This window comes from Lacticaseibacillus yichunensis, from assembly GCF_003946405.1.
Lineage (GTDB): Bacteria > Bacillota > Bacilli > Lactobacillales > Lactobacillaceae > Lacticaseibacillus > Lacticaseibacillus yichunensis.
In genome coordinates this window covers 21,109-43,906 of record NZ_RHOG01000008.1, presented here as the reverse complement: position 1 = coordinate 43,906, position 22,798 = coordinate 21,109, and the positions used below count along the sequence as shown (strand labels likewise).

Sequence of the window (22,798 nt, the reverse complement as noted above, 5' to 3'; positions counted from 1 at the left end):
ATGTAAGGCACCTCGTTTCAAAATTTGTTCATTGACCACTGTACCAGAATAACCAGCCTTGCGCTAGGGGCTTGAGACTGATTTCGGTCGTGAACGGTCAAAACGCCTTGGCGTTTGGCTGATCATAGCCGTACTTCTCGAAAACTTCTTCGCGTAGATCAAGCAGTGCATCGTCGGCGATCGCCGCCCGCACGCGCTTCATCAGGTGAAGCAGGAAATACAGATTGTGGTAGGTCGTCAGCCGAATACCAAACGCCTCGCCCACATGGACCAAATGGCGAATATAAGCGCGTGAATAATTACGGCATGTGTAGCAGTCGCAATCCGGATCAAGCGGGCCAAAATCATGCGCGTACTTGCCATTTTTGATCACGAGTCGGCCGCGGCTGGTCATCACCATCCCGTGGCGAGCGATGCGCGTCGGCAAGACACAATCGAACATGTCGATGCCGCGCAGTGCGCCATCGATCAAAGCATCCGGCGAACCGACGCCCATCAGATACCGCGGCTTGGTCTCCGGCAACAACGGTGTCGTGAAGTCCAGGACGTGATTCATTTCCTCTTTGGACTCCCCAACGGACAGGCCACCGATCGAATATCCCGGAAAATCCAGACTGACCAGATCTTTGGCACTTTGCGCCCGAAGATCCTTGAACCCGGCGCCTTGGACGATGCCAAAAAGGGCCTGCCACTCCGGATTTTTATGCGCCTTGAGTCCGCGCTCCGCCCAGCGGCTCGTCCGCGCGACGCTTTTGGCCACATAGTCATAGCTTTCGAAAAACGGCGGGCATTCGTCCAGACTCATCATGATGTCTGGCCCCAGCGCATTTTCGATCGCGATCGCTTTTTCCGGCGACAAAAACATCTTGGCGCCGTCGATGTGATTCTTGAAATTGACGCCTTCTTCGGTGATGTCGCGCATGTGCGCCAGCGAAAAGACCTGAAAACCGCCCGAATCGGTGAGGATGCCCTTGTTCCAGTTCATGAACTTGTGCAACCCGCCGGCCTCTTCGACCAGCTCCGGCCCCGGCCGTAGCCAAAGATGGTAGGTGTTGGCCAAAATGACGCCAGCCCCCATTTCATCCAGCTCTTCCGGCGCCATGGTCTTCACCGAAGCCTGGGTCCCCACTGGCATAAACATCGGGGTCGGAAATGTACCGTGCGGGGTGATGATCTCGCCAAGCCGCGCGCCCGAGTGTTTGTCTTGATGTATGAGATGGTACTTGATCGCAGGTTCCATAAAAACTCCTTTGCTGAAACGAGTTGTTTGAGTCCCGCCCGCTGAGCCTCTATAATAAACAGTGGAAGGGGGCCGTTGGACTTACAATGCCATTGCCGCTGGATGAAGGGGCGGCCGCCTGAGAGTGAACGATCTGACACGAAATGTTTCCCGCAGCGATGCGTTAGAAAAAATCGAGTTTAGTCGACTTCGCACAGGGCCCTTTCCACTAGGAGCTGAGACAATTGTCCCGGCTCCCTTTTTGCGTGCCACAAAGCTGATCGCCTTTTAGGCACTGCCGTTACTGCAGTGTCGTGGGCCAAATGTCTGGGTCCGAGCAGCTACGGCGCTACGCTTACCTGTCGGACCCAAGCGCGAGATTTGTCCCACTTTCTTTTAGCGATGAATGTACATCGCGTCACCAAAACTGAAGAAGCGGTATTTTTCCTCGATCGCGTGATGATACGCGTTCAAAATGTTTTCGCGGCCCGTGAAGCTGGCGACCAGCATCACCAGTGTCGACTTTGGCAAATGGAAGTTGGTGATGAAGGCGTCGACCAGCCGCCACTGATAACCCGGCTTGATGAAAATATCGGTCCAGCCAGAATCCGGGTGGATCTCGCCATCATACTTCGTGCCGATCGTCTCCAGCGTGCGAATCGACGTGGTGCCGGTGGCAATGATCCGCCCACCGTTTTTCTTCACCTCGTTCAGCGTATCCGCCGCTTCCTGGGAAAAACGGTAGAATTCGCTGTGCATCTGATGGTCCTCGATATTGTCTTCAGAAACAGGCCGGAATGTCCCTAGCCCCACATGGAGCGTCAAATAAACCAGCTTAGCCCCTTTGTCCTGGACCTTTTGCAGCAATTCCGGCGTCCAGTGCAAGCCAGCAGTCGGCGCCGCAGCGGAGCCACTTTCCTTGGCATAGACGGTCTGGTACATTTCAGGATCTTCCAATTTTTCCTTGATGTATGGCGGAAGCGGCGTTTCGCCCAGCTGCTCGAGGACTTCCATGAAGATACCCTCGTAGCTGAAGCGAATCATTCGGCCGCCGTGATCGAGCTCTTCGGTGACCGTGCCCTTGAGCAGGCCGTCGCCAAATTCGATCTCCGTGCCAACTGGGGCTTTGCGCGCCGGCTTCATCAGCGTTTCCCAGTTATCGCCTTCCGTGTTGTGAAGCAGCAAGACTTCCATATGGGCGCCGGTCTCTTTTTTGACCCCATACAGCCGCGCCGGCATCACGCGGGTATCGTTCATCACGATCGCGTCGCCTGGCTGGATATAATCCAAGATATCATAAAAATGTTTATCCTCGTAGGCCCCCGTGTCAGCGTTGAGTACCAAGAGCCGGCTGGCATCGCGCTGCTTGAGCGGCGTCTGGGCGATCAGTTCCTGGGGCAGATCATAATCAAAATCTTCAGTGGTTAGCAAAATAGATCCTTCCAATCATTTTTCAGTGTAGGCAAACCCAAGATGTTCATAACCAGCAGGCGTCACCATGCGGCCCTGCGGCGTGCGTTTCAAAAAGCCGATCTGCATCAAATACGGTTCGACCATCTCTTCGATCGTCGCGCTTTCCTCACCGATGTTTGCGGCAATCGTGTTCAACCCGACCGGCCCGCCATCGTAGTCGCGAATCATGATCGAAAGCAGTTTGCGGTCGATCTGATCGAGCCCAGAGCCGTCGACTTGCAGTTGATCCAGCGCATGATCGACCAGTGCGACCGAGATCTCGTCGGCCTCGGCCACCTCTGCGAAGTCGCGGATCCGGCGCAGCAGGCGGTTGGCGATGCGCGGCGTCCCCCGCGAGCGGCGCGCCAATTCTAGGGCGCTGGCTTCCGGCAGTGTCATGTTGAAAATACCGGCCGACCGCTGCACGATCTGCGTCAATTCCTCCGGGGCATAATAAACCATATGGCCCGTGATGCCAAACCGGTCGCGCAAGGGCGCAGACAGCATCCCCGCCCGCGTCGTCGCACCGATCAGGGTAAATGGCGGGAGCGGAAAATGCACCGGATGCGCCGTCGGACCCTGCCCGACCACGATATCGACGTAAAAGTCTTCCATCGCCGAGTACAGCATCTCTTCGATCGGTTTGGGCAGGCGGTGTATCTCATCGATAAAAAGCACGTCGCCTGGCTGCAATTCATTGAGCATCGCTACCAAGTCGCCGGCTTTTTCGATTGCCGGGCCAGAAGTCGTGCGAATCCCAGCGCCAAGCTCGTTGGCGATGACGATCGCCAACGTGGTCTTCCCAAGACCCGGCGGCCCATAAAGTAGCACGTGATCCATCGCCTCTTCACGCTTTTTGGCGGCCTTGATGTAGATCGCCAGCTGCTTTTTAATGGCGGACTGGCCGATATAATCATCGAGGCGCTGAGGGCGCAAGGTCCGCTCAATTGTTTCATCATCGCCTGACGCTTCATCCGAAATAAGCCGTTCGTCTGCCATCATGCGCTCCTTTCATCTTATTGACTCAACAGTTTCAATCCGGCGCGCAGATACGCGTCAGTCGTGGTAGCCGAAGCCGCCGCAAGTTTTGGCTGCACCTTGGCCACCGCTTTTTCCGGATAACCCAGCGCCACCAGCGCCGCCAGCGCATCGGCCAGCGCCGGATCGAGGTCGTCGGGCACCTCTGCAATGCTCGCCGCAGCCGGCACGGCCAGTTTTCCCTTCAGATCCAAAATGATCTGCTGCGCGGTTTTTTTGCCCACGCCCGGGAATTTCGTCAAGAATGCGGCATCGCCCTGCGCGATCGCCGCAGCCAGCCCGGCCGCGTCAACATTAGCCAAGATCGCCAGCGCCGACTTGGGGCCGATGCCGGTCACGGACAACAGCTGATTGAAGGTGCGCTTGGCCTCTTCTGTGGCAAACCCATACAGTGTCTGATCATTTTCGCGGATGATCAACTGCACGTACATCGTGACCACCGCGCCTTCGTGAAAATCATAAGGATCGGCGCACAGCAATCGGTAGCCGACCCCGCCAACATCCAGCACGACATAGGCCGGCGTCACCGCAGCGACGCGGCCGGTTAAATACTCGTACATACACGCCTCTCTTTTCCGTCCATAGTTTCGGTCTATTGTAGCATAGATTCACTTTTCATTTTACCGCACGCTGGCCGCGATGTGACAAAATCGTTCGCCTTGCCGACCCAAAAATCGGTCCCGCGCCCGAGCGCCATCGGTAGGCAGGACCGGCCCCCTCTGCTAAAATTAAAGAACGGAGGAAGGGGGATGGCGATGAGCCCAACAGTCTCAAGGCGCCTGCTTAATGTCACAACGCTGCTCGTTCTTTTAGCCACGATCGGCCTGACGATCTATTGGTGGCGGCTCGGCGTTTTTGCCGACCTGCCGCATCTTCAGGCCTATCTCAACGGTAGTGGCCTGCTTGGGCCGCTGATCTTCATCGTCATTCAGATCATCCAAGTCGTTATTCCAGTGATTCCCGGCGGCGTTTCGCTGGCAGCCGGCGTGGTCCTGTTTGGCCCGTGGAGCGGCTTTTTATATAACTACCTCGGCATCTGCATCGGCTCGATGATCAATTTCCTGCTCGCCCGCCATTACGGCAAGCCGTTCATCATGCACGTGATCTCGGAAAAGACATACGATAAATACATCGGCTACACCACCAATCAGAAACAGTTCGACCGCCTCTTTGCGCTGGCGATCTTCCTGCCTGTTGCGCCGGATGACGTCCTGTGCCTACTTGCCGGATTGACCAAAATGAAGACCCGGACGTTTACCTGGATCATCCTCCTGGGCAAACCCGTCACCATCGCCGCCTACTCTTGGGCCCTCGTGACAGGCGCGCAATGGCTGATGAGGCTGTTTGGCTAGGGTGCGGAGCCGAGCGTTCAGGGGTGGACGGCGGTGCGCAGGCCCGCGGGATGGTCGCGGCGCCCGACCCGTTCACTGATCAAAAAGACACGCTGACCGTTTTTCCCGTCAACGTGTCTTTTTTGCATCCTGGCGCATCCCCCTATATCAAGATATCGGCGACATTTGCGCGGCGGTGGTCCCCCATCCCGGGAACATGCTACGATGCGGGTAAACAATGAGGAGGCACTGTATGTCAGACATGACTGAAAAGGCGCGCTCGTTCACCGAGCACCTTTACCAACCTTACGCACCGGAGCTCGTCGAAGAGCGCGATGAAACGATCAAGAAGGTCTACGATTACAACCACATCTACCCACTGGACCGACCGGCACGTGAAGCCAAGTTGCGCGAGATTCTCGGCGGTGTCGGCAAAACGCCAGTGATCGAGCAACCTTTTTTCACCACCTATGGCTCAAACACGACGGTCGGCGATAATTTCTACATGAACGTCAACGGAAAATTGATGGACAGCGGCAAGATCACGATCGGCGACAATGTCTTCATCGCGCCAAACGTCTGCATCATCACCGAGCAGCACCCGCTGAATGTCGAGCAGCGCAACGAAGGGCTCGAGTACACGCATCCTATCACCATCGGCAACAACGTCTGGATCGCCACCAACGTCAATGTCCTGCCTGGCGTGACGATCGGCGACAATTGCGTGATTGGCGCCGGCAGCGTCGTCACCCGCGACATCCCGGCCAACAGCCTCGCAGTCGGCGTGCCCGCCAAAGTGATTCGCCACTTGGACAACGCCAGAGAAGACTAGCGCAACAAAATAGCCTCACCATTTCGCATGAAAAATGCGAAACCGGTGAGGCCTTTTTGATTCGCGCAAAACGACGCGTCAGTACCCAGTCGGTAATTGGGCAAGTAGCCGTGCAAGCGTACTGATCGGCAACCCGACCACGTTGTAAAAATCGCCGTCGATTTTTTTCACGAGCAGCGCGCCTTGTCCCTGGATGCCATATGCACCTGCCTTGTCGCGGTACTCACCGGTCGCCAGGTACTGCTCGAGCTGCTGGTCAGTCAGCGGCCAAAAGGTGACGGCCGTCGAGACTACCGCGCTGACGGTCTGGCCACGGTAAGTCGCAAATATTCCGGTCAAAACGTGATGCGTGCGACCACTGAACGCTTGGAGCATCGCCTTGGCCGCCGCCTCGTTTGCGGGCTTGCCCACCAGCTGTTCGCCGTCGACCACCATCGTGTCCGCCGCGATCACCAGGGCCTCTGGATACAAGACCCTGACCGCCTCGCCTTTTGCCTGGGCCAGCGAGCGAACATACGGCGCCGGCGCCAACAGGGGCAGCGCCCGTTCATCGATCGGCGCGGGCACATGCGTGAAGGTCGGAAACAGGCGGTGCAGCAGCTCGATGCGCCGCGGCGATTGACTGGCCAAAACGATCATTGGTCCACCCCGCCGGACACGTGACTGTCCTGAATGCGCTTGAACATTTTTTCCAAGTCTTGGTTGGAAAAATGGACCAGCACCGGCCGACCATGCGGGCAGTTGAATGGATTTTCGCAATCCGGCAGCCTGGTCAAAAGCGCCTGGGCCTGCTGATGATCCAAATGATGATTGGCTTTGATCGCGCGCTTACAGCTCATCATGATCGCTGTTTTTTCGCGGAACGCGGCGACACTAAGTTTGCCGTCGCGCAGCAGCCAGTCGATCATCTCCTTGATTGTCTCCTCCTCCTGCCCCGCTTTGAACCAGGTGGGGTGTTGGCGGATGATGAACGTGTTTTGGCCAAAATCCTCGAGGTGGATTCCAACGGCGGCCAGCGTCTCGAAATGGTCGCGGATGAGCGCCGCATCACTGGCCGGATAATCCAGCACGATCGGTACCAACAGCGCCTGCTGGTCTGCAGCCACCTCGCCGATCGCCTGGCGGTAAAATTCATAGTTCACGCGTTCCTGCGCGGCGTGCTGATCCAAAATGTACAGCCCGCTTTCATCTTCGGCCAACAGGTACGTGCCATGGACCTGGGCGAGATACGTCAGGGTCGGAAAACGCGGGGTGTCGCCGGCAACGCGGGCGGCCTCCCGGGCAGTCTCGTCGGAAACACCAGTCAGGTCGTCGTCAGACTCCGAAGCCGCAGCCGGCGCCGGGCTTGGCGTGCGCGTTGCAAGCGCCGCATCCCAGGCGGCCAAGCGCTCCGGATGATCAAAGATCGGCGCACTTGGCAGGTCGTCGATGCCCAGGCCAAATGACGAATCGACCGGTTGGCCAGTTGATTCAACCTCGACGTCGCCGTTGTTTTCCGGGACCGGGTGCGCGGTCTGCCCGGTCTGCCCGGTCTGTCCGGTTCGCCCGGTCTGCCCTGGCATGGCCGCGGGTGCCGTTGGCGACTCGCTAGATGCGCCATTGCTTGTGCCTGACGTTTGCCCTGCCCCTTGCCCTGCCCCGGCATCCTGGCCCCACTGCGCGGCTGGTTCGTGCACCGCAGAGGCCGCATTCAGATCGCGGGTCAGCGCATCCATGTCCACCGGGGTGCGGCCGCGCAGATTGGACAAGGCATCCGGAATCAGATTTTCCTTGGCCAGGCGCTCGCGAATGCTCTGACTGATCAGCGCGCGCAGCTGATCCTCCTTGCTGAGGCGCACCTCGGCCTTGGTCGGATGGACGTTGACATCTACCAGCAGCGGATCCATCGCGATGTCGATCACCGCCAGCGGATAGCGCCCGACCATGAGCTTCGAGCCGTAGCCGTCGATCACCGCATGCGTCAACTTGTAGTTGCGGATGTAGCGGCCGTTGATCATCAGCGAGATATACTGCTGGCTGGCGCGCGTGGTGTCAGGCAGCGACACATACCCGCTGACCTTAAAGTCGAGGTCTTCCCCTTCGAAAAATAGCATCGACTTTGCCGCCGAAACACCGTAAATGCCCGCAAGCGTCTGCTGCAGGTCGCCATGGCCAGCGGTGCGGCTGACCATTTTCCCGTTGTGGCGCAGTGTGAACGCGACTTCTGGATGGCCCATCGCCAGCCGGTTGACGATATCCACAATGCGCGCCAACTCCGTGTTTTGCGACTTCACATATTTCAGCCGGGCCGGCGTGTTGAAAAAGAGATCCCGCACGATCAGCTGCGTCCCGCGCCGACTCGCGGTCTCTTCCGTCGTCAAAAGCTTGCCACCGCGCAAATGCGCCTTGGTGCCCAAGCCATTGTCCGTCGCCGTGGTCATCGTGACATCGGCGACCGCGGCGATCGACGCTAAGGCCTCGCCGCGAAAGCCGAGCGAGTGCACATTGAACAGGTCGCGCGTCGTCAAGATCTTTGACGTCGCGTGACGCAAAAAGGCGGTCGGCACATCTTCTGCCTCGATGCCGATGCCGTTATCCAGAATCTCGATCAGCTTCAATCCCGCCTCTTCGACGGTGATATCCACCTGCGTCGCCTGCGCGTCGATCGCATTTTCCGCCAGCTCCTTGACGACACTGGCAGGCCGCTCGATCACTTCCCCAGCGGCGATCTGGTTGCTGAGCGTTGCTGATAATTGATGAATCTTGGCCATAAGATCACTTCTTCTTTAAATGCTTTTGCAGGTCATAGATTAAATTCATCGCGTCCATCGGTGTGGCCGCCAACAGGTCAAAGGCGGTCAGTTTCTTGATCACCGGATCGTTTTTCGGCCGCACCGGCTCGGGCTCAAATAAACTGAGCTGCGCCTCGGCTTCCTTCGTTTCCGGCACCGGCGCGGCCTTGTCGACACTGCTGCTTTCCAGATGCGTCAAGATCGTATCCGCCCGGCTCAAGAGATCCGCCGGCAGCCCTGCCAGCTTCGCCACATGGATCCCGTATGACTTGTCGGCAGGCCCCGGCAGCATTTTGTGTAAAAACACCAAGGTGCCGTTTTGCTCGACGGCCCCGACATGCACATTGCGCAACTTCGGCAGGCTGTCGGACAGCGCCGTCAATTCATGATAATGCGTGGAAAACAGTGTTTTGGCGTGGACGTGGTCGTGCAGGTACTCGATGATCGCCTGGGCCAGCGCCATCCCATCATAGGTGGCGGTGCCGCGGCCGATCTCATCGAACAACACCAGTGAACTCGCTGTTGCATGGGCCAGTGCGGCATTAGCCTCCATCATTTCGACCATGAACGTACTTTGGCCCGCCGCCAGATCATCGGCAGCGCCAATGCGGGTGAAGATCTGGTCGAAAACAGGCAGTTGCGCGTCATCGGCAGGCACAAACGACCCCGCCTGCGCCATGATCACGATCAAGGCAAGCTGACGCATGTACGTGCTTTTCCCAGACATGTTGGGCCCGGTGATCAACAGCATATCCGTGTCGTCGCCCATGAGCACATCGTTGGGGATGTACTGTTGGGCGCCAAGCACATGCTCGACGACCGGATGGCGGCCGCCGTGAATCGTGACGGTGTGGCTGCCGGCATGCATCACCGGCCGCACATAATGTTCCGCTTCGGCCACCACTGCAAAACTCTGCAGCACATCCAGGCTTGCCAATTGCGCCGCCAATTTTTGCAGCCGGCCGATCTGCAGCTTGACCTGTTCGCGGATCTCCTGGAACAGATCGTATTCCAGCGCGGTGGATTTTTCCTCCGCCTCCAGAATCAACGTCTCTTTTTCCTTGAGCGCCGGCGTGATGAACCGCTCGGCGTTTGTCAGCGTCTGTTTGCGCTCGTAACGGTCAGTCGGCACCTTGGCGAGGTTGCTGTTGGTCACCTCAATGTAATAGCCAAAGACCTTGTTGTAACGAATACGCAGGTTGTGGATCCCCGTTGCCTCGCGCTCCGACGCTTCAAGATCGGCGATCCATTGCTTTGAATTTTGCATCGCGTCGCGGTATTGATCCAGCTGCGCATTGTAGCCGCGCATGATCACCCCGCCATCCGTGATACTGATTGGAGGCTCCGGCTCGACGGCGCGGCGAATGAGCCCCGCCACATCGGCCACCGGATCCAATTCCGCCCGCAAGTCTTTGAAGCTCCCATCATCCAGCTTCGCTAAAATATCTTGCAGCGCCGGCACCTGATCCAGACTCGTTTGCAACTGAATAAGATCGCGCCCATTGACGTTGCCATATGCGACGCGCCCAGCCAGCCGCTCCAGGTCATAGACTTTGGTCAGCCGGTCTTGCAACTCGCTGCGCTCAAAAAAGTGATCCAGAAGCGTCTGCACCTGATCTTGGCGGGCCGTGATGTGGCCGAGGTCCAATAGCGGCCGTTCGAGCCACTGCTTGAGCAGCCGGCCGCCCATCGCCGTTTTGGTCGCATCAAGAATCGCCAGCAACGTGTCGCCTTTGCGACCCGTGCGACTGTTTTTCAAAATGTCCAAGTTGGTGCGGGCATCTTGATCCATTTCCAGATAATTCGCGGGCTGATAGAAAACGGCCTTTTGAATGTGGGCCAGGCTGCGCTTTTGCGTCGCCAGCAGGTATTGCATCAACATGACCGCCGTCGCCTTGGCCAGCGGGTCCGCCAGATCCTGGCTGACATAGCTGGCCTCGGCAGTCGGCTGACTGGCGGGCTGTTTGGAGAGCAGCCGCCCGCCACCAAGCAACTTGGCATCGTCTTCGGCCAGGTCTTCCGGCACCACGACCTCTTTGCTGCCCAACGCCCCAAGCTCATTTTGCAAGGTGAATTTCGACGTCAGCGTCGCCACTTTCAGCTCGCCGGTCGACAAATCCGCATACGCAAACCCATATTGACCCTTGTCCGGCACCACCGCGGCCAGATAGTTATTGCTTTTAGCTTCGCCAGCTTTGACATCCATCGTGGTGCCTGGGGTGACCAGCTGAATCACTTCGCGCTTGACCATCCCCACCGCCTTTTTCGGATCCTCCATCTGCTCGCAAATGGCGACCTTGTAGCCATGGTCGATCAGCACGTCGATATAACTTTGCACCGCGTGATGCGGCACCCCACACATCGGAATCGGGTCATCCGCACTTTTATTCCGCGCCGTCAGCGTCAGCTCCAGTAGCTGCGAGCCCTTGATCGCGTCGTCATTGAATAATTCATAAAAATCCCCGATGCGATAAAACAAAAACGCGTCCGGATATTGATCTTTGATCGCCTGATATTGCTGCATCATCGGCGTTTCGCTTGTCTTTTGCGGCATCGCCCTCGTCGCTCCTCACATTCTGCTTTGGTTCAATTCTAACATTGATGGCAACCCCCTGCGCGGTCAGGTTCGGGGAAAAACGGATGGCGGGGATGTCACAGGCCTGCCCGGCATCTCGTGGCCTAATTGACCCGTGAATCAAAAAAGCCAGCCACAACTTCTGGCTGGCCACTGAGATTATTGCTTCAAGTGATAACTATACGTTGCGATGATGACATTTTCCCGACTGGCAAACGCCGCCCGCAACCGCACATTCGTCTGGTTATGCAAAATGTTTTGCCAAGGCTTCTTCGGCACGAATTGCGGAATCAAGACCGTGGTCGTGAAATCGCGTTTAGCCGCATTTTTCGAAATAATGTCGACAAAGCGAATGACCGGTTGCTCGACGGAGCGGTAAGACGAATGCACGTCGACGAAACGGACATCCGGGAAGTCGCGCTTAAATTCCGCCTGTGTCTCTTGTTCCTTGTTCGGGTTCTCATCCATCGACACATGCATCGCGATCACATAATCCCCGATGGTCTGCGCATAATTCAGCGCCCCGCGCGTCACCCGCGTCACATTGCCGACCAGCACAATGACGGTCGAGCCGGCATATTCGTGAATCTCGGTATCCGCTGGCAGTCGCAACTGAGCCGCGACTTTGGTGTAATGATCATGAATTTTATAAAAGACAAACACCAGCGATGGCATGATGATGAAAAATGGCCAAATGTCTGGCAAGCGATAAACGAAGAGAATCACCAGAATCGCAAAGGAAATAAACGCCCCGGCAAAGTTGGCGAGGCTTCGGCCGATCCAGCCTTTGCCGCGCTCGCGCCACCAATGGCGAATCATCCCTGTTTGCGACAGCGTGAACGGGATGAACACGCCGACCGCATACAGCGGAATCAGGCGTTCGGTCGAGCCCTGGAACAATGCGATCAAAAGCCCTGACCCGACAGCCAGCGTCATGATCCCGTTGGAATAGCCCAAGCGATCCCCGCGGTCCATGAACATGTGCGGCACGAATTTATCCTTGCCCATGTTGAAGGCCAGCACCGGAAACGCCGAGAAGCCGGTGTTCGCGGCAACAGCCAAGATCAGCGCCGTGGCAAACTGAATCACATAATACATGATGCCTGTGCCGCCAAATGTGACTTTAGCGACCTGCGACAGCACCGTCACCTTGGCTTCGGGCACGATGCCGTACCAGTAGTTCAAGAATGTGATGCCGGCGAAGAAAAAGCCCAAGATCGTCGCCATGATGGCCAGCGTGGCCGCGGCATTATGCGAACGCGGCTTCTTGAAGAATGGCACCGCATTTGAGATCGCCTCGACCCCAGTCAAAGAACTGGACCCACTGGAAAACGCGCGGAAGATCAAGGCCATCGAGATGCCCGGCACGACCGAACCGACGACCGCCGTTGCCTTGAACGGAATGGCCCCGGTGGCGATCTGAATCAGCCCCCAAACGATCATCGCCGTGATGGTGATCACGAATAGGTAAACTGGAATCATCAAAAACGACGCCGACTCGCTCATCCCACGCAGGTTCATCGCCGTCAAGATCACGATGATCACCAGTGAGATCAGCACCTGGTGGCCGTACAGCGCCGGAATCGCTGAGGTGATCGCCTCCGCGCCGGCCGACGTTGAAACGGCCACGGTCAGCATGTAGTCGATCAACAGCGACCCGCCTGCCGCCAGCCCCGCATTTTGCCCGAGGTTCTGGCTCGCCACGACATACGCCCCACCGCCGCTTGGATAAGCGTGAATGATCTGGCGGTACGACAATGTGAGCGACAGCAGCAAGATCAACACAAACGCCGCGATCGGCAGTGAATACCAGATTGCCGCAGCCGACAGCGTGGTCAGGACCAGGACGATCTGTTCGGTGCCGTAAGCCACAGACGACAGCGCGTCTGATGACAACATGGCCAGCGCCTTGAACTTGCCGAGCTTTTGCCCGCCTTCTTCAGATGATTTTAGCGGCTTCCCCACCAAAAATCGTTTGAGATGCAACATATATGACACTCCGTTCCCCGATGTGCGAGTTGATTAAGATTTCGTAAACAAACATACGATATTCTAGCGCAGCCCGTCGTAAAAGCCAAACTTCTTCGCAAAAACGGGCCAAATGGCGGTCTTGCGACTGTCATTTGACCCTTTGGTGCGTATTCAGAAAGTGATCCGTGCCGCCTTTTGTCGCGAGGTGCTCAGGCGGCCGAATGCGCGACTGGCAGACTGATGATCACCAGGTCATGGACCCCGATCTTATGGTGGACCTGCCCCTCGATTTCATCCTTGGCCGCGTGGTTCACCGTCAGCTGCGCGGTCTCGGTGTTGGCAAACAGTTTGCCGATCACAAAATCGATCTCGTCTTGGCGGATGTTTCGCTTCTCATGGGTCATCACCACATCGATCGACTTGAACCCTTCGATGTAATGCACATGAACAGACCCTAATGTATAGAGCCGAAAAGTTTTGACTGCGCTTTTGCCATAAAGGTAACGCACGGTGTACGGCAGCATTTTATGCAGACTTGCATTGAGTCGAATCGGATTTTCAACCAATTTCATAATGATCAGCTCCTTTATTTAATTTTATCATAGCGCGCCGGGCAAAATATATGGTTGCAGCGTATTTTGCGGGCGTCAGCCTTGTGTGACGCCGCCCGCAGTCTGAGGCGCGGTCGGTAGCCAAGGTACCAGCCACCTTCTCCAGTTCCGGCCCCCTCGCCGTTATTCCCGCGCCGGGCCACTCACCACGGCAGCGGCCCGGCGTTTTCCGTGAACGTCCCGGTCGCGCCGCTGTCATCCAGCGCCATTTTGATGATCTGCGCCGCGCCAGTTGCGACATCCTGCATCCCCGCCGGCGCCGCCTGAGTCACATCGCGGCCGCCAAAGCCCGTCGCCGTCCAACCCGGATTGACCGAATTGACCGTGATTCCCGTCGAGGCGAGTTCCTTGGCAAACGTGATCGTCGCAAAATTTGCGGCGGCCTTGGACGCCTGATAGCCTAGCGAATTCACATGGTAGAATTGCGACGTCGGATCCGTGGCCAAGCCAAGCGACCCCATGTTAGAAGTGACATTGACGATCTTCGCCCTGTGCGTCGCCTTCAAAAGCGGCAACATCACCTGCGTCACATCTACTAGGCCAAAATAATTGACGGCCATGTCCTGCCGCGCGAGATCCAGCGCCAACTGACTGGCCGGCTGATGATGATCCACCGCAATGCCGGCATTGTTGATGAGGACGCTGAGGTAGCCGAACTGGGCGCGAATCCAGTCCGCCGCCGCGACGATCTGCGCGTGATCCGTCACATCCAGCTGAACCGCATCCGCCGTGATGCCTAGATCCCGCAACGTCGCCACAGCCGCCGCCCCTTTTTCCGCGTGGCGCGCGCCGACTAACACATGGTGGCCGGCCGCGCCGACCCCCTTGGCCGTTTCAAAGCCTAAGCCCTTGTCCGCCCCGGTGATCAGGGTGATGAGCGGTCGTTGATCCGTCATTCATGTCGCTCCTTTCTGATTCGCCTGAATTATACGCGCCTTTTGATACTTGTTAAAACAAATTTTTTACAATTAAAAACGCCTCGGTGCGTGCCGAGACGTCAATGCGGGCAAGATCAAAAATCTAAATAATAGTAGATATCCGTTTCTCCGCGAGCGCGCGTGTGGAAATAGTCATTCGTATTAAAGCCACCAATATGAAAACCGTAATTCAGGTAAAAACGGTTGGCGGCCAGATTGGAGCCTTGTGCGACGGTGCAAAATCCCCGCGCCCCTGCCGCTTGGGCAAACGGCCTAGCAAAATCCATCAGCTGATGGGCAAGACCCAGTCGACGTTGGGGGACGTTGACCTTCAGATCAGCGAGATACGTGTATTTGGTCCAGCGATTCTCAAACGTCGCCAAGGCCACGCATTCGTCGCCGGCAAACGCCCCGATGGCAAACCCCTTTGCGTCGATGTCGGCCAGCTGATAATTTTCTTCAGGGAAGGTCTGCTCGCGCACATGGGCGTCTAAGACCTCATGGTGCTGCCAGCCGGCTTCATCGCGCGTGACAATAAAATGGCCAAACAGTTTGAACGGTTGGTTGGGTAGGCGGACCGCCGCCTCATCTGCTTCAGTGATGCGACGCAAGGTAAAATCTGTCAATTTGATGTTCTCCTTTACAGTGAAAGGCGCGCGCGGCGACTGCGGGCGTGCGACCACGACCCACGGGAATCAAAAAACGTCACCACAAGAATTTCGCAGCGGTTGAGGGCTGCGATGGTGAAAATGCCGCGCAACGCTGGGACGAAAAAACCGGACACGAAACAAGCCTTGTTGAATCGTGTGAATTTTTATCCGCGCGCGTTGCTCATAAAAACATTTCCCCTATCTGTTGGTGACACAATTCAACGTCGAGTCTACCTGCCGGGTGGGCGCGTGTCAACTGGCCTTGACGCGGAGAAGTTCGGCTCTATACACCGCACTGCTGTTACTGCAGTGTCGTGGGCCAAATGTCCGGGCCCGAGCAGCTAAGGCGCTACGCAATTGAGCCTGTAAGACGCAAGCGTCTAACGGGCTCATATCCAATCACCTGGTCCAAAGTTCGGACCTGGCGCTTGGAACACTTACCTGTCGGCCCCAAGAACGACATTTGTCCCACTTCCAAAAAAAAGAAAGCCGAGACCGCAGTCCCAGCTTCCTTATTGTTGGCGTGAGGGCTTACATCATGCCGCCCATGCCTGCTGCCGGATTGCCGGCGCCGGCTGCCGCGTTGTCTTGCGGTTCTGGCTTGTCGGCAACGACCGCTTCCGTGGTGAGTAGCAAGGCGGCAACAGAGGCCGCGTTTTGCAGCGCAGAACGGGTCACCTTGGTCGGGTCGATGATGCCAGCTGCGGCCATATCTTCCCAGCTGTCGGTGGCGGCATTGTAACCGAAGCCGTCCTTTTCCTTCTTCATGCGATCGACGATGACGGAGCCTTCCTTGCCAGCGTTTTGCGCGATTTGGCGAACAGGTTCTTCAAGGGCGCGCAGCACGATGTTGATCCCGGTCTGAACGTCGCCTTCCTCTTTGAGGGCCGCGACTGCCTTGATCGTGTTCACAAGGGCGGTGCCACCGCCGGCCACGTAGCCTTCGTCAACCGCTGCACGGGTCGCGTTCAGCGCGTCTTCGATCCGATACTTGCGCTCCTTGAGCTCCGTTTCGGTCGCCGCGCCGACTTTGATCACAGCCACACCGCCGGCCAACTTGGCCAAGCGTTCCTGCAGCTTTTCTTTGTCAAAATCGCTGGTGGTGTCTTCGATCTGCTTGCGAATCGTGGCCACGCGTTCGTCGATAACCGCCTTGTCGCCGGCGCCTTCAACGATGGTCGTGTTGTCCTTGGTGACCGTCACTTTGCCAGCCTGGCCAAGTTGCTCGATCTTCGTGTCCTTGAGATCAAGGCCAAGATCGGCGGTGATGACAGTTGCACCAGTCAAGGCAGCGATGTCTTCAAGTTGCGCCTTGCGCCGATCGCCAAAGCCTGGAGCCTTGACCGCAACTACATTGAACGTGCCACGAATCTTGTTCAAAACAAGAGTCGGCAGCGCTTCGCCATCCACGTCATCCGCAATGATGAGCAGCGCCTTACCCTGCTGCACGATTTCTTGAAGCAGTGGCAGGATGTCTTGAATGTTAGAGATCTTCTTGTCGGTGATCAAGATGTACGGATTGTCGAGGTCCGCTTCCATCTTGTCGTTATCAGTGACCATGTACTGAGACAGGTAGCCGCGATCGAACTGCATCCCTTCAACAACGGACAATTCGGTCTGAATGCCTTTGCCTTCTTCAATGGTGATGACGCCATCGTGACCGACTTTTTCCATCGCATCTGCGATCAGATTGCCGACTTCCTGGCTGGAAGACGAAACAGAGGCAACCTGCGCGATCTCTTTTTTACCAGAGACCTTGTGCGAGATCTTGTGCAATTCATCGACAGCGGCCTGCGTCGCCTCTTCGATCCCGGTGCGAATGCCAACAGGGTTTGCGCCGGCCGTGACGTTCTTCATGCCTTCGCGAATGATGGCCTGGGCCAAAACAGTCGCAGTGGTCGTCCCATCACCGGCGATGTCGTTCGTCTTGGAAGCAACTTCCGCGACCAACTTGGCCCCCATGTTCTCATAGTGGTCTTCCAGATCGATCGATTTGGCGATGGTCACCCCATCGTTGGTGATCTCAGGAGAGCCGTAAGATTTGTCCAAAACAACGTTGCGGCCTTTAGGACCAAGCGTGGTCTTAACGGTATCCGCCAACTTATCAACGCCGTCCAGCATTGCACGCCGGGCGTCTTCACCGAATTTGATTTCTTTTGCCATGTGTGAAATTCACCTCATATATTTTTCAACGTTTGACCGGAGCAACTGTAAAATCGAGTTTAGCCCGCGATCGCCATGATGTCCTTGTCGTGCAGGACCAAGTACTTTTCGCCTTCGTACTTGACTTCAGAGCCGGCATACTTATCGTAAACGATCACGTCGCCGACCTTGACACTCATCGGCAGGCGCTTGCCATCCGGCGTGAGGCCGCCTTCACCGACAGCGATAACTTTGCCGGATTGTGGCTTCTCTTTGGCGTTGTTGGCCAAAACGATACCGCCGACAGTCTCTTCTTCCTCTTCAACGACTTGAACGATGACACGATCTCCTAACGGTTTTAACAAGACGATCCCTCCATACATTGATTTCGATTTAGCACTTTGTATTGTTGAGTGCTAACACAATTGTCAGTATACCGAGACGAGTGCTAAAATGCAACCCCGTTTTGCATCCCCGTCTGGAAAAATGCCCCAGATCTTGCCGCCATGCCGCAGGGGCCAGGCGGTCTGGTATACTAGCGGTATCAAAGACAAAGGAGACGTTCACATGTCACTTCGCAAACACGCGTTGACGATCATCGCCGCGTTCATTGCCGCCGTGGCCGGCAATGCTTTACTGACGTCGTTGCTAAAAGGGGCGGCCGGCTTATGGGCGACCACCGCCTTGTTGCTGGTGCTCACGATCCTGGCTTGGCAGCGCGAACGCCACTTGGTGATCGCCAATGCGATCGAGACCCCCGGCGTTGCGGGACGCCAGGAACAAGTCCTGTGGGGCATGATCGGCATCGCCATCGTGCTGGCGTGCGAATTGCTCGGTGCCTTCATTGAAGTGCGTCTCTTCCACCAAGTCCAGACCAGCCAAGCCGTGAGCCAGACCATGGCCGCGATGATGACCGCCCCAGGTTATGCCGTTGCGGTGGTGATCTGCTGGCCGATCTTGCAGGAGCTGACCTTTCGAAAAGTCGTGTTCGGCGATCTGGCGGAGACCACCGGCGTATTTGGCGCCGCGCTGATCTCGAGCCTGCTCTTTGCGCTCAGCGTCGACCCTGCGCACTGGTTTACCCAGACGCTGGTCGGCCTCGCGCTGGCCTATCTTTACCGCCACACCGGCAGCCTGGCCACGCCACTCATTGCCAACATTGGCACCACCGCGTTGACGCTACTCTACGCATTTTCGCGCTAAGCGGTCCGGCCAAATCTTTAACGAACCGTTAAAAAACGGCCAAAACACCCCAACGCACGAGGCAGGCAGGTATTCTGATGGCAGAGGAAGTGGGTAAAAATGGAAACACGTCAGCAGCACCGCCAGCAGCGGCCCCCCCGCATCGCGGGCAAATTGATCATTTTAGTCGTCATCGCCGCGCTGTTTGCCGTCGCCGCGTATGGCTTGCGGCTCTACAGTCAGGCGCGCTATGCCGCCGATCAGACCTACCACGGTGTTGACGGCAAAGTCGCCACCGAGATCCAGCAGAAAAAGCCGTTTGCGGCCTTGCTGCTGGGGGTGGATACGGGCGCGCAGGGACGCGTCGACAAGGGCCACTCCGACACCATCATCATCGCCGTGGTCAACCCTGCGAAAAACCAGACGACCATGGTCAGCATTCCGCGCGACACTGCGGCGCAGATGATCGGCACCAAGTCTTTCAACATGCAAAAGATCAACGCCGCGTATAACATCGGCGGCTCAAAAATGGCGATCGACACGGTTTCCAGTTTGGTCAACGTGCCGATCGACTACTACCTGACCATCAACATGGGCGCCTTGCAAAAAGTGGTCGATGCAGTCGGCGGCATCGATGTGACCGTGCCTTTTTCCTGGACCGACAAAAACACTGGCGGTCAGACGTTCACCAAAGGCCCCGCCCATCTCAACGGCGACATGGCCTTGGCCTTTGCCCGCATGCGCGATGAAGATCCGCAAGGCGACTATGGCCGCCAGCAGCGCCAGCAGCAGGTGATCAAGGCGATCTTGAAAAAGGCAGTCTCCGTGTCGACCCTGGCCAATTTCAAGCCGCTGCTCAAGACGCTGTCCACCAACATCGCCACCAATTTAAGCTTTGATGACATGACCGCCCTGCTGCAAAATTATCGCGGCGCGGCCAAATCGATCAAGACGGACCACCTGCAAGGCAAAAATGCTTGGGTCTATCCCGGCCCTTCCGCCTACCAGATCGCGCCGACAAAAGAAATGCAGCGTGTCTCAAACGTCCTGCGCACCGCGCTGGGGCTGAAGACCGAAACGCTGACGAATGAAGAAACAAAGCAAAACGCGGCCAACACTGGCTTTGATTGGAACAACGTCACCACCGTCCAGACCTACACGATCTTCACTCCGGCGAATTAGGCATGCCGCCGATTTTTCCAAGAAGACACAAACGGCGCTGAGAGCTCGCACTCCCAGCGCCGTTTTTCGTGTCTATTAAAGATCGTCGTCTAGCTCGGTTTCCTTGAGCGTCGGACCATAATGCTGCAAGAAATAGATCAGCGTCTGCAGTTCTGTTGCCAGATCCACATTTTGCACACGGACATAACTCGGCACCGAAATGCGCAGCGGCGTGAAATTCATGATGCCCTTGATGCCCGCCACGACCAGATCATTGGTGATCGCCTGCGCCGCATCGGTCGGCACGGTGAGAATGACGATCTCGATCTGTTGCACGCGGAGCTGTTCGATCAGTTCATCCATCGGGTACACCGGCACGCCGCTTTGAATCGTTCCGGCGATCTTCGGGTCCACATCAAACGCCGCCGAGATCCGGATATTATTGGCCTGCCGGAAGTTGTAATTGAGCAGCGCGTGGCCGAGATTGCCAACGCCGACCAAGGCAACGTTGGTCAGGCGATCCTGATTGAGAATCTTTTTGAAAAATTTGATCAGGTCCATGACATCATAGCCATAGCCGCGCTTGCCCAATGCGCCAAAATATGAGAAGTCGCGGCGAATCGTGGCCGAATCCACTTTGACCGCCTCGGACAATTCAGTCGACGAGATCTTGGTCGTCCCTGAATTGGCTAAAAAGTTCAGATACCGGTAATACAATGGCAGGCGTTTTGCCGTTGCCTTTGGAATGATCGTTTCCGCCATGAAGTGCCTCCTGCGTGGTTTTTTGTTTTCACAAGCCCCGTGCTTGTGAACTGTCGGACATGCTTTCAATAGTATAGTAAACGACATTGTGAATGGATGCAAGCACGACGCCTCGGTTGCGCATCGAGCTTCACGAGCGGCACCACCTCAGTTGCGTCGTTGTGCTATGATGAAAGGGATATTCACGCGAAAGGAACACGAACATGATCATCTTACAGGCCCAAAACGTCGGTCGCACGTTTTCCGGCAACGACCTCTTCACCGGCATCTCACTTGAGGTGCAGACCGGCGCCCGCGTCGGCTTAGTCGGCCCCAACGGCATCGGCAAGACCACCCTGCTGGAGATCTTAGCCGGCCTTCACGCCCCAGATGGCGGCCAAGTGACGACTGGCAAAAACGTCTCCATCGGCTATCTCGCCCAGGACTCTGGACTCGACTCCCAGCGCACGATCTTCGACGAGATGCTGACGATTTTTGCCCCGCTCATCGCGATGGAAAAACGGATGCACGACATGGAACGTCAGATCGCGGATCCGACCGCCGCAAACGACCCCGCTGCTTATGAGAAATTACTGGCGCAATATGACCAGATTCAGCACGATTTTGCCGACCAAAACGGCTATGGCTATCGAGCCGAGATTCGCTCAGTGCTGGCGGGATTCAATTTTCCCGAAGCCACCTTCGACATGCCGATTCACACACTGTCAGGCGGCGAACGCTCACGTCTGGCCCTGGCCAAGCTTCTGCTGGAAAAACACGACCTGATCATTCTCGATGAGCCAACGAACCACTTGGACATCGACACCTTGGCGTGGCTTGAAGGCTATCTGAAAGGCTACGCGGGGGCCGTGCTCACCGTCAGCCATGACCAATACTTCCTCGATCACGTCGTCACCGAACTTTACGAATTGACCGCTGGCCGGGCCGTGCACTACACGACCAACTATTCCGGCTACCTCAAGCGCAAGGCGGAAAACAAGGCGCTTGAATGGAAAGCTTACGAGAAGCAGCAAGAAGAGATTCACAAGCTGGAAGATTTTGTCGCCAAAAATATCGTCCGCGCCAGCTCCACCAAACAGGCCCAAGCGCGCCGCAAGCAACTAGAAAAAATGGTGCGGCTGCCAAAACCGGCCGGCGATGACAAGTCCGTTCATTTTCGGTTCACGCCGGACACGACCAGCGGCAACGAGGTCCTGCAGGTCGCAGCGGCCACCGTCGGCTACGAAGCCGCTTCCCCGATGGCCGGCCCAATCGTTTTTCAAGTCAACAAAGGCGACCGGGTGGCGATCATCGGCCAAAACGGCGTCGGCAAGTCGACCCTGCTCAAAAGTGTGCTGGGCCAGATTCCATTTCTCGCCGGCCGCTCGCGCTTTGGCACCAACGTCACAGTCGGTTACTACGATCAGGATCAACACCAGCTGCACTGGAACAAGACGGTTTTGGCCGAGATTTGGGATGACCATCCCACCATGCCGGAAAAAGACGTCCGCGCCGCCCTTGCCGCCTTCCTTTTTGATGCCGAGGATGTGACGAAGACCGTCGCCGATCTCTCTGGCGGCCAAAAAGCGCGTCTTGAGCTGACCAAGCTGGCGCTTAAGCACGACAATTTCCTGATTCTCGATGAGCCGACGAACCACTTGGACATCAACTCCAAGGAAGTGCTCGAAAATGCGCTCGCCGATTTCACCGGCACCGTGCTGTTCGTTTCCCATGACCGGTATTTCATCAATGAACTCGCGACCACGATCGTCGACCTGACCCCGGATGGCAGCCACCTGTACCTTGGCAACTGGGACTATTACCAGGAAAAATTGGCCGAGACACAGGCCCTTGAGGCGGAAAAAGCGGCAGACGCCCCCACCGAAGCGGTCGCGCCGACAGCCGCAGCGGTCGATTATCAGCAATCCAAGCAAGACGCGCGGGAACGACGCAAACGTGAACGGCAAGTCGCCGATATCGAAACGCAGTTGACCGACTTGGCGGACCAAACACAGGCCGTTCAGGAGCAAATGACCGCGCCAGCCGTTTTATCGGATTACGTTGAGATGCAGAAACTGCAGACCCAGCTCGATGCGTTGACCGCCCAGACCACCGAACTGGAAAGCCAATGGGAAGAAGCCAGCCTCGCGCTGGAGGAACTTTCAGATTAGTATTTGCTTCATATTAAAGGTGCCTCGCAGCATT

General features: G+C 56.8%; 19 protein-coding genes. 5 read left to right on the top strand and 14 right to left on the bottom strand.

The window, feature by feature from the left end:
* Positions 1 to 97: 97 nt before the first annotated feature.
* The 4 genes from tgt to ruvA all read right to left on the bottom strand — a co-directional run bounded on the left by tgt (position 98) and on the right by ruvA (position 4,269).
* Positions 98 to 1,240 carry a tRNA guanosine(34) transglycosylase Tgt gene (gene tgt / locus EKM95_RS04025; protein ID WP_125696553.1) on the bottom strand — a complete coding sequence of 381 codons (1,143 nt, stop codon included), beginning with the start codon at positions 1,238 to 1,240 and terminating at the stop codon, positions 98 to 100.
* A 375-nt stretch (positions 1,241 to 1,615) separates the two neighbouring features.
* The gene (gene queA, locus EKM95_RS04020) at positions 1,616 to 2,653 is read right to left on the bottom strand and encodes a tRNA preQ1(34) S-adenosylmethionine ribosyltransferase-isomerase QueA (RefSeq protein WP_125696602.1); all 1,038 of its coding nucleotides are present in this window, start codon (positions 2,651 to 2,653) and stop codon (positions 1,616 to 1,618) included.
* Between the two features lie 12 nt (positions 2,654 to 2,665).
* A complete protein-coding gene (ruvB, locus tag EKM95_RS04015) occupies positions 2,666 to 3,670 on the bottom strand; it encodes a Holliday junction branch migration DNA helicase RuvB (RefSeq protein ID WP_125696552.1) in 1,005 nt (334 codons plus the stop codon).
* Between the two features lie 17 nt (positions 3,671 to 3,687).
* Positions 3,688 to 4,269 (bottom strand): Holliday junction branch migration protein RuvA, encoded by a 582-nt coding sequence (ruvA, locus tag EKM95_RS04010; protein WP_125696551.1) that lies wholly within the window; start codon positions 4,267 to 4,269, stop codon positions 3,688 to 3,690.
* Between the two features lie 195 nt (positions 4,270 to 4,464).
* On the opposite strand from ruvA, the gene EKM95_RS04005 reads away from it, so the two are divergent.
* Complete coding sequence (locus EKM95_RS04005; protein ID WP_125696601.1) at positions 4,465 to 5,061, top strand: TVP38/TMEM64 family protein; 597 nt, start codon at positions 4,465 to 4,467, stop codon at positions 5,059 to 5,061.
* Positions 5,062 to 5,293: 232 nt separating this feature from the next.
* Positions 5,294 to 5,872, top strand: coding sequence for a sugar O-acetyltransferase (locus EKM95_RS04000; RefSeq protein ID WP_225423166.1), 579 nt, complete (start codon positions 5,294 to 5,296; stop codon positions 5,870 to 5,872).
* A gap of 78 nt (positions 5,873 to 5,950) precedes the next feature.
* On the opposite strand, the gene EKM95_RS03995 is transcribed toward EKM95_RS04000, so the two are convergent.
* From EKM95_RS03995 to groES, 9 genes are all read right to left on the bottom strand, one after another.
* Positions 5,951 to 6,511: a Maf family protein gene (locus EKM95_RS03995; protein ID WP_125696550.1), complete on the bottom strand. Its 561-nt coding sequence runs from the start codon at positions 6,509 to 6,511 to the stop codon at positions 5,951 to 5,953.
* Positions 6,508 to 8,622: a DNA mismatch repair endonuclease MutL gene (mutL, locus tag EKM95_RS03990; protein ID WP_125696549.1), complete on the bottom strand. Its 2,115-nt coding sequence runs from the start codon at positions 8,620 to 8,622 to the stop codon at positions 6,508 to 6,510. The genes EKM95_RS03995 and mutL overlap by 4 nt, the downstream gene beginning before the upstream one ends.
* 4 nt (positions 8,623 to 8,626) lie before the next feature.
* Entirely contained in the window at positions 8,627 to 11,197 is a 2,571-nt protein-coding gene (mutS, locus tag EKM95_RS03985) for a DNA mismatch repair protein MutS (RefSeq protein WP_125696548.1), read from the bottom strand.
* A 180-nt stretch (positions 11,198 to 11,377) separates the two neighbouring features.
* Positions 11,378 to 13,207 (bottom strand): APC family permease, encoded by a 1,830-nt coding sequence (locus EKM95_RS03980; RefSeq protein WP_125696547.1) that lies wholly within the window; start codon positions 13,205 to 13,207, stop codon positions 11,378 to 11,380.
* 191 nt (positions 13,208 to 13,398) lie between these two features.
* Positions 13,399 to 13,761: a DUF1827 family protein gene (locus EKM95_RS03975; protein ID WP_125696546.1), complete on the bottom strand. Its 363-nt coding sequence runs from the start codon at positions 13,759 to 13,761 to the stop codon at positions 13,399 to 13,401.
* 182 nt (positions 13,762 to 13,943) lie between these two features.
* The gene (locus EKM95_RS03970) at positions 13,944 to 14,696 is read right to left on the bottom strand and encodes an SDR family NAD(P)-dependent oxidoreductase (RefSeq protein ID WP_125696545.1); all 753 of its coding nucleotides are present in this window, start codon (positions 14,694 to 14,696) and stop codon (positions 13,944 to 13,946) included.
* A 116-nt stretch (positions 14,697 to 14,812) separates the two neighbouring features.
* Positions 14,813 to 15,343, bottom strand: coding sequence for a GNAT family N-acetyltransferase (locus EKM95_RS03965; RefSeq protein WP_225423164.1), 531 nt, complete (start codon positions 15,341 to 15,343; stop codon positions 14,813 to 14,815).
* A 555-nt stretch (positions 15,344 to 15,898) separates the two neighbouring features.
* Positions 15,899 to 17,530, bottom strand: a complete 1,632-nt coding sequence (gene groL, locus EKM95_RS03960) for a chaperonin GroEL (RefSeq protein WP_125696544.1) — start codon at positions 17,528 to 17,530, stop codon at positions 15,899 to 15,901.
* A gap of 59 nt (positions 17,531 to 17,589) precedes the next feature.
* Positions 17,590 to 17,874: a co-chaperone GroES gene (gene groES, locus EKM95_RS03955; RefSeq protein ID WP_125696543.1), complete on the bottom strand. Its 285-nt coding sequence runs from the start codon at positions 17,872 to 17,874 to the stop codon at positions 17,590 to 17,592.
* 202 nt (positions 17,875 to 18,076) lie between these two features.
* Here groES and EKM95_RS03950 point away from each other — a divergent pair, with 202 nt between their 5' ends.
* A complete protein-coding gene (locus EKM95_RS03950) occupies positions 18,077 to 18,712 on the top strand; it encodes a CPBP family intramembrane glutamic endopeptidase (protein WP_164510078.1) in 636 nt (211 codons plus the stop codon).
* Positions 18,713 to 18,811: 99 nt separating this feature from the next.
* Positions 18,812 to 19,873, top strand: coding sequence for an LCP family glycopolymer transferase (locus tag EKM95_RS03945; protein ID WP_125696541.1), 1,062 nt, complete (start codon positions 18,812 to 18,814; stop codon positions 19,871 to 19,873).
* A gap of 75 nt (positions 19,874 to 19,948) precedes the next feature.
* On the opposite strand, the gene EKM95_RS03940 is transcribed toward EKM95_RS03945, so the two are convergent.
* Positions 19,949 to 20,614: a redox-sensing transcriptional repressor Rex gene (locus EKM95_RS03940; protein WP_125696540.1), complete on the bottom strand. Its 666-nt coding sequence runs from the start codon at positions 20,612 to 20,614 to the stop codon at positions 19,949 to 19,951.
* 203 nt (positions 20,615 to 20,817) lie between these two features.
* Here EKM95_RS03940 and EKM95_RS03935 point away from each other — a divergent pair, with 203 nt between their 5' ends.
* Positions 20,818 to 22,764 carry an ABC-F family ATP-binding cassette domain-containing protein gene (locus EKM95_RS03935; RefSeq protein WP_125696539.1) on the top strand — a complete coding sequence of 649 codons (1,947 nt, stop codon included), beginning with the start codon at positions 20,818 to 20,820 and terminating at the stop codon, positions 22,762 to 22,764.
* Positions 22,765 to 22,798 lie beyond the last annotated feature (34 nt).

Excerpts from the sequence above, each read along its gene's own strand:
- EKM95_RS03995 (WP_125696550.1), bottom strand. The coding sequence starts at position 6,511 with ATGATCGTTTTGGCCAGTCAATCGCCGCGGCGCATCGAGCTGCTGCAC.
- mutS (WP_125696548.1), bottom strand. The coding sequence starts at position 11,197 with ATGCCGCAAAAGACAAGCGAAACGCCGATGATGCAGCAATATCAGGCG.
- ruvA (WP_125696551.1), bottom strand. The coding sequence starts at position 4,269 with ATGTACGAGTATTTAACCGGCCGCGTCGCTGCGGTGACGCCGGCCTAT.
- EKM95_RS04005 (WP_125696601.1), top strand. The coding sequence starts at position 4,465 with ATGAGCCCAACAGTCTCAAGGCGCCTGCTTAATGTCACAACGCTGCTC.
- mutL (WP_125696549.1), bottom strand. The coding sequence starts at position 8,622 with ATGGCCAAGATTCATCAATTATCAGCAACGCTCAGCAACCAGATCGCC.
- EKM95_RS03950 (WP_164510078.1), top strand. The coding sequence starts at position 18,077 with ATGTCACTTCGCAAACACGCGTTGACGATCATCGCCGCGTTCATTGCC.
- EKM95_RS03935 (WP_125696539.1), top strand. The coding sequence starts at position 20,818 with ATGATCATCTTACAGGCCCAAAACGTCGGTCGCACGTTTTCCGGCAAC.
- EKM95_RS03970 (WP_125696545.1), bottom strand. The coding sequence starts at position 14,696 with ATGACGGATCAACGACCGCTCATCACCCTGATCACCGGGGCGGACAAG.
- EKM95_RS03975 (WP_125696546.1), bottom strand. The coding sequence starts at position 13,761 with ATGAAATTGGTTGAAAATCCGATTCGACTCAATGCAAGTCTGCATAAA.
- EKM95_RS03945 (WP_125696541.1), top strand. The coding sequence starts at position 18,812 with ATGGAAACACGTCAGCAGCACCGCCAGCAGCGGCCCCCCCGCATCGCG.
- EKM95_RS03940 (WP_125696540.1), bottom strand. The coding sequence starts at position 20,614 with ATGGCGGAAACGATCATTCCAAAGGCAACGGCAAAACGCCTGCCATTG.
- EKM95_RS03980 (WP_125696547.1), bottom strand. The coding sequence starts at position 13,207 with ATGTTGCATCTCAAACGATTTTTGGTGGGGAAGCCGCTAAAATCATCT.
- groL (WP_125696544.1), bottom strand. The coding sequence starts at position 17,530 with ATGGCAAAAGAAATCAAATTCGGTGAAGACGCCCGGCGTGCAATGCTG.
- ruvB (WP_125696552.1), bottom strand. The coding sequence starts at position 3,670 with ATGGCAGACGAACGGCTTATTTCGGATGAAGCGTCAGGCGATGATGAA.
- tgt (WP_125696553.1), bottom strand. The coding sequence starts at position 1,240 with ATGGAACCTGCGATCAAGTACCATCTCATACATCAAGACAAACACTCG.
- EKM95_RS04000 (WP_225423166.1), top strand. The coding sequence starts at position 5,294 with ATGTCAGACATGACTGAAAAGGCGCGCTCGTTCACCGAGCACCTTTAC.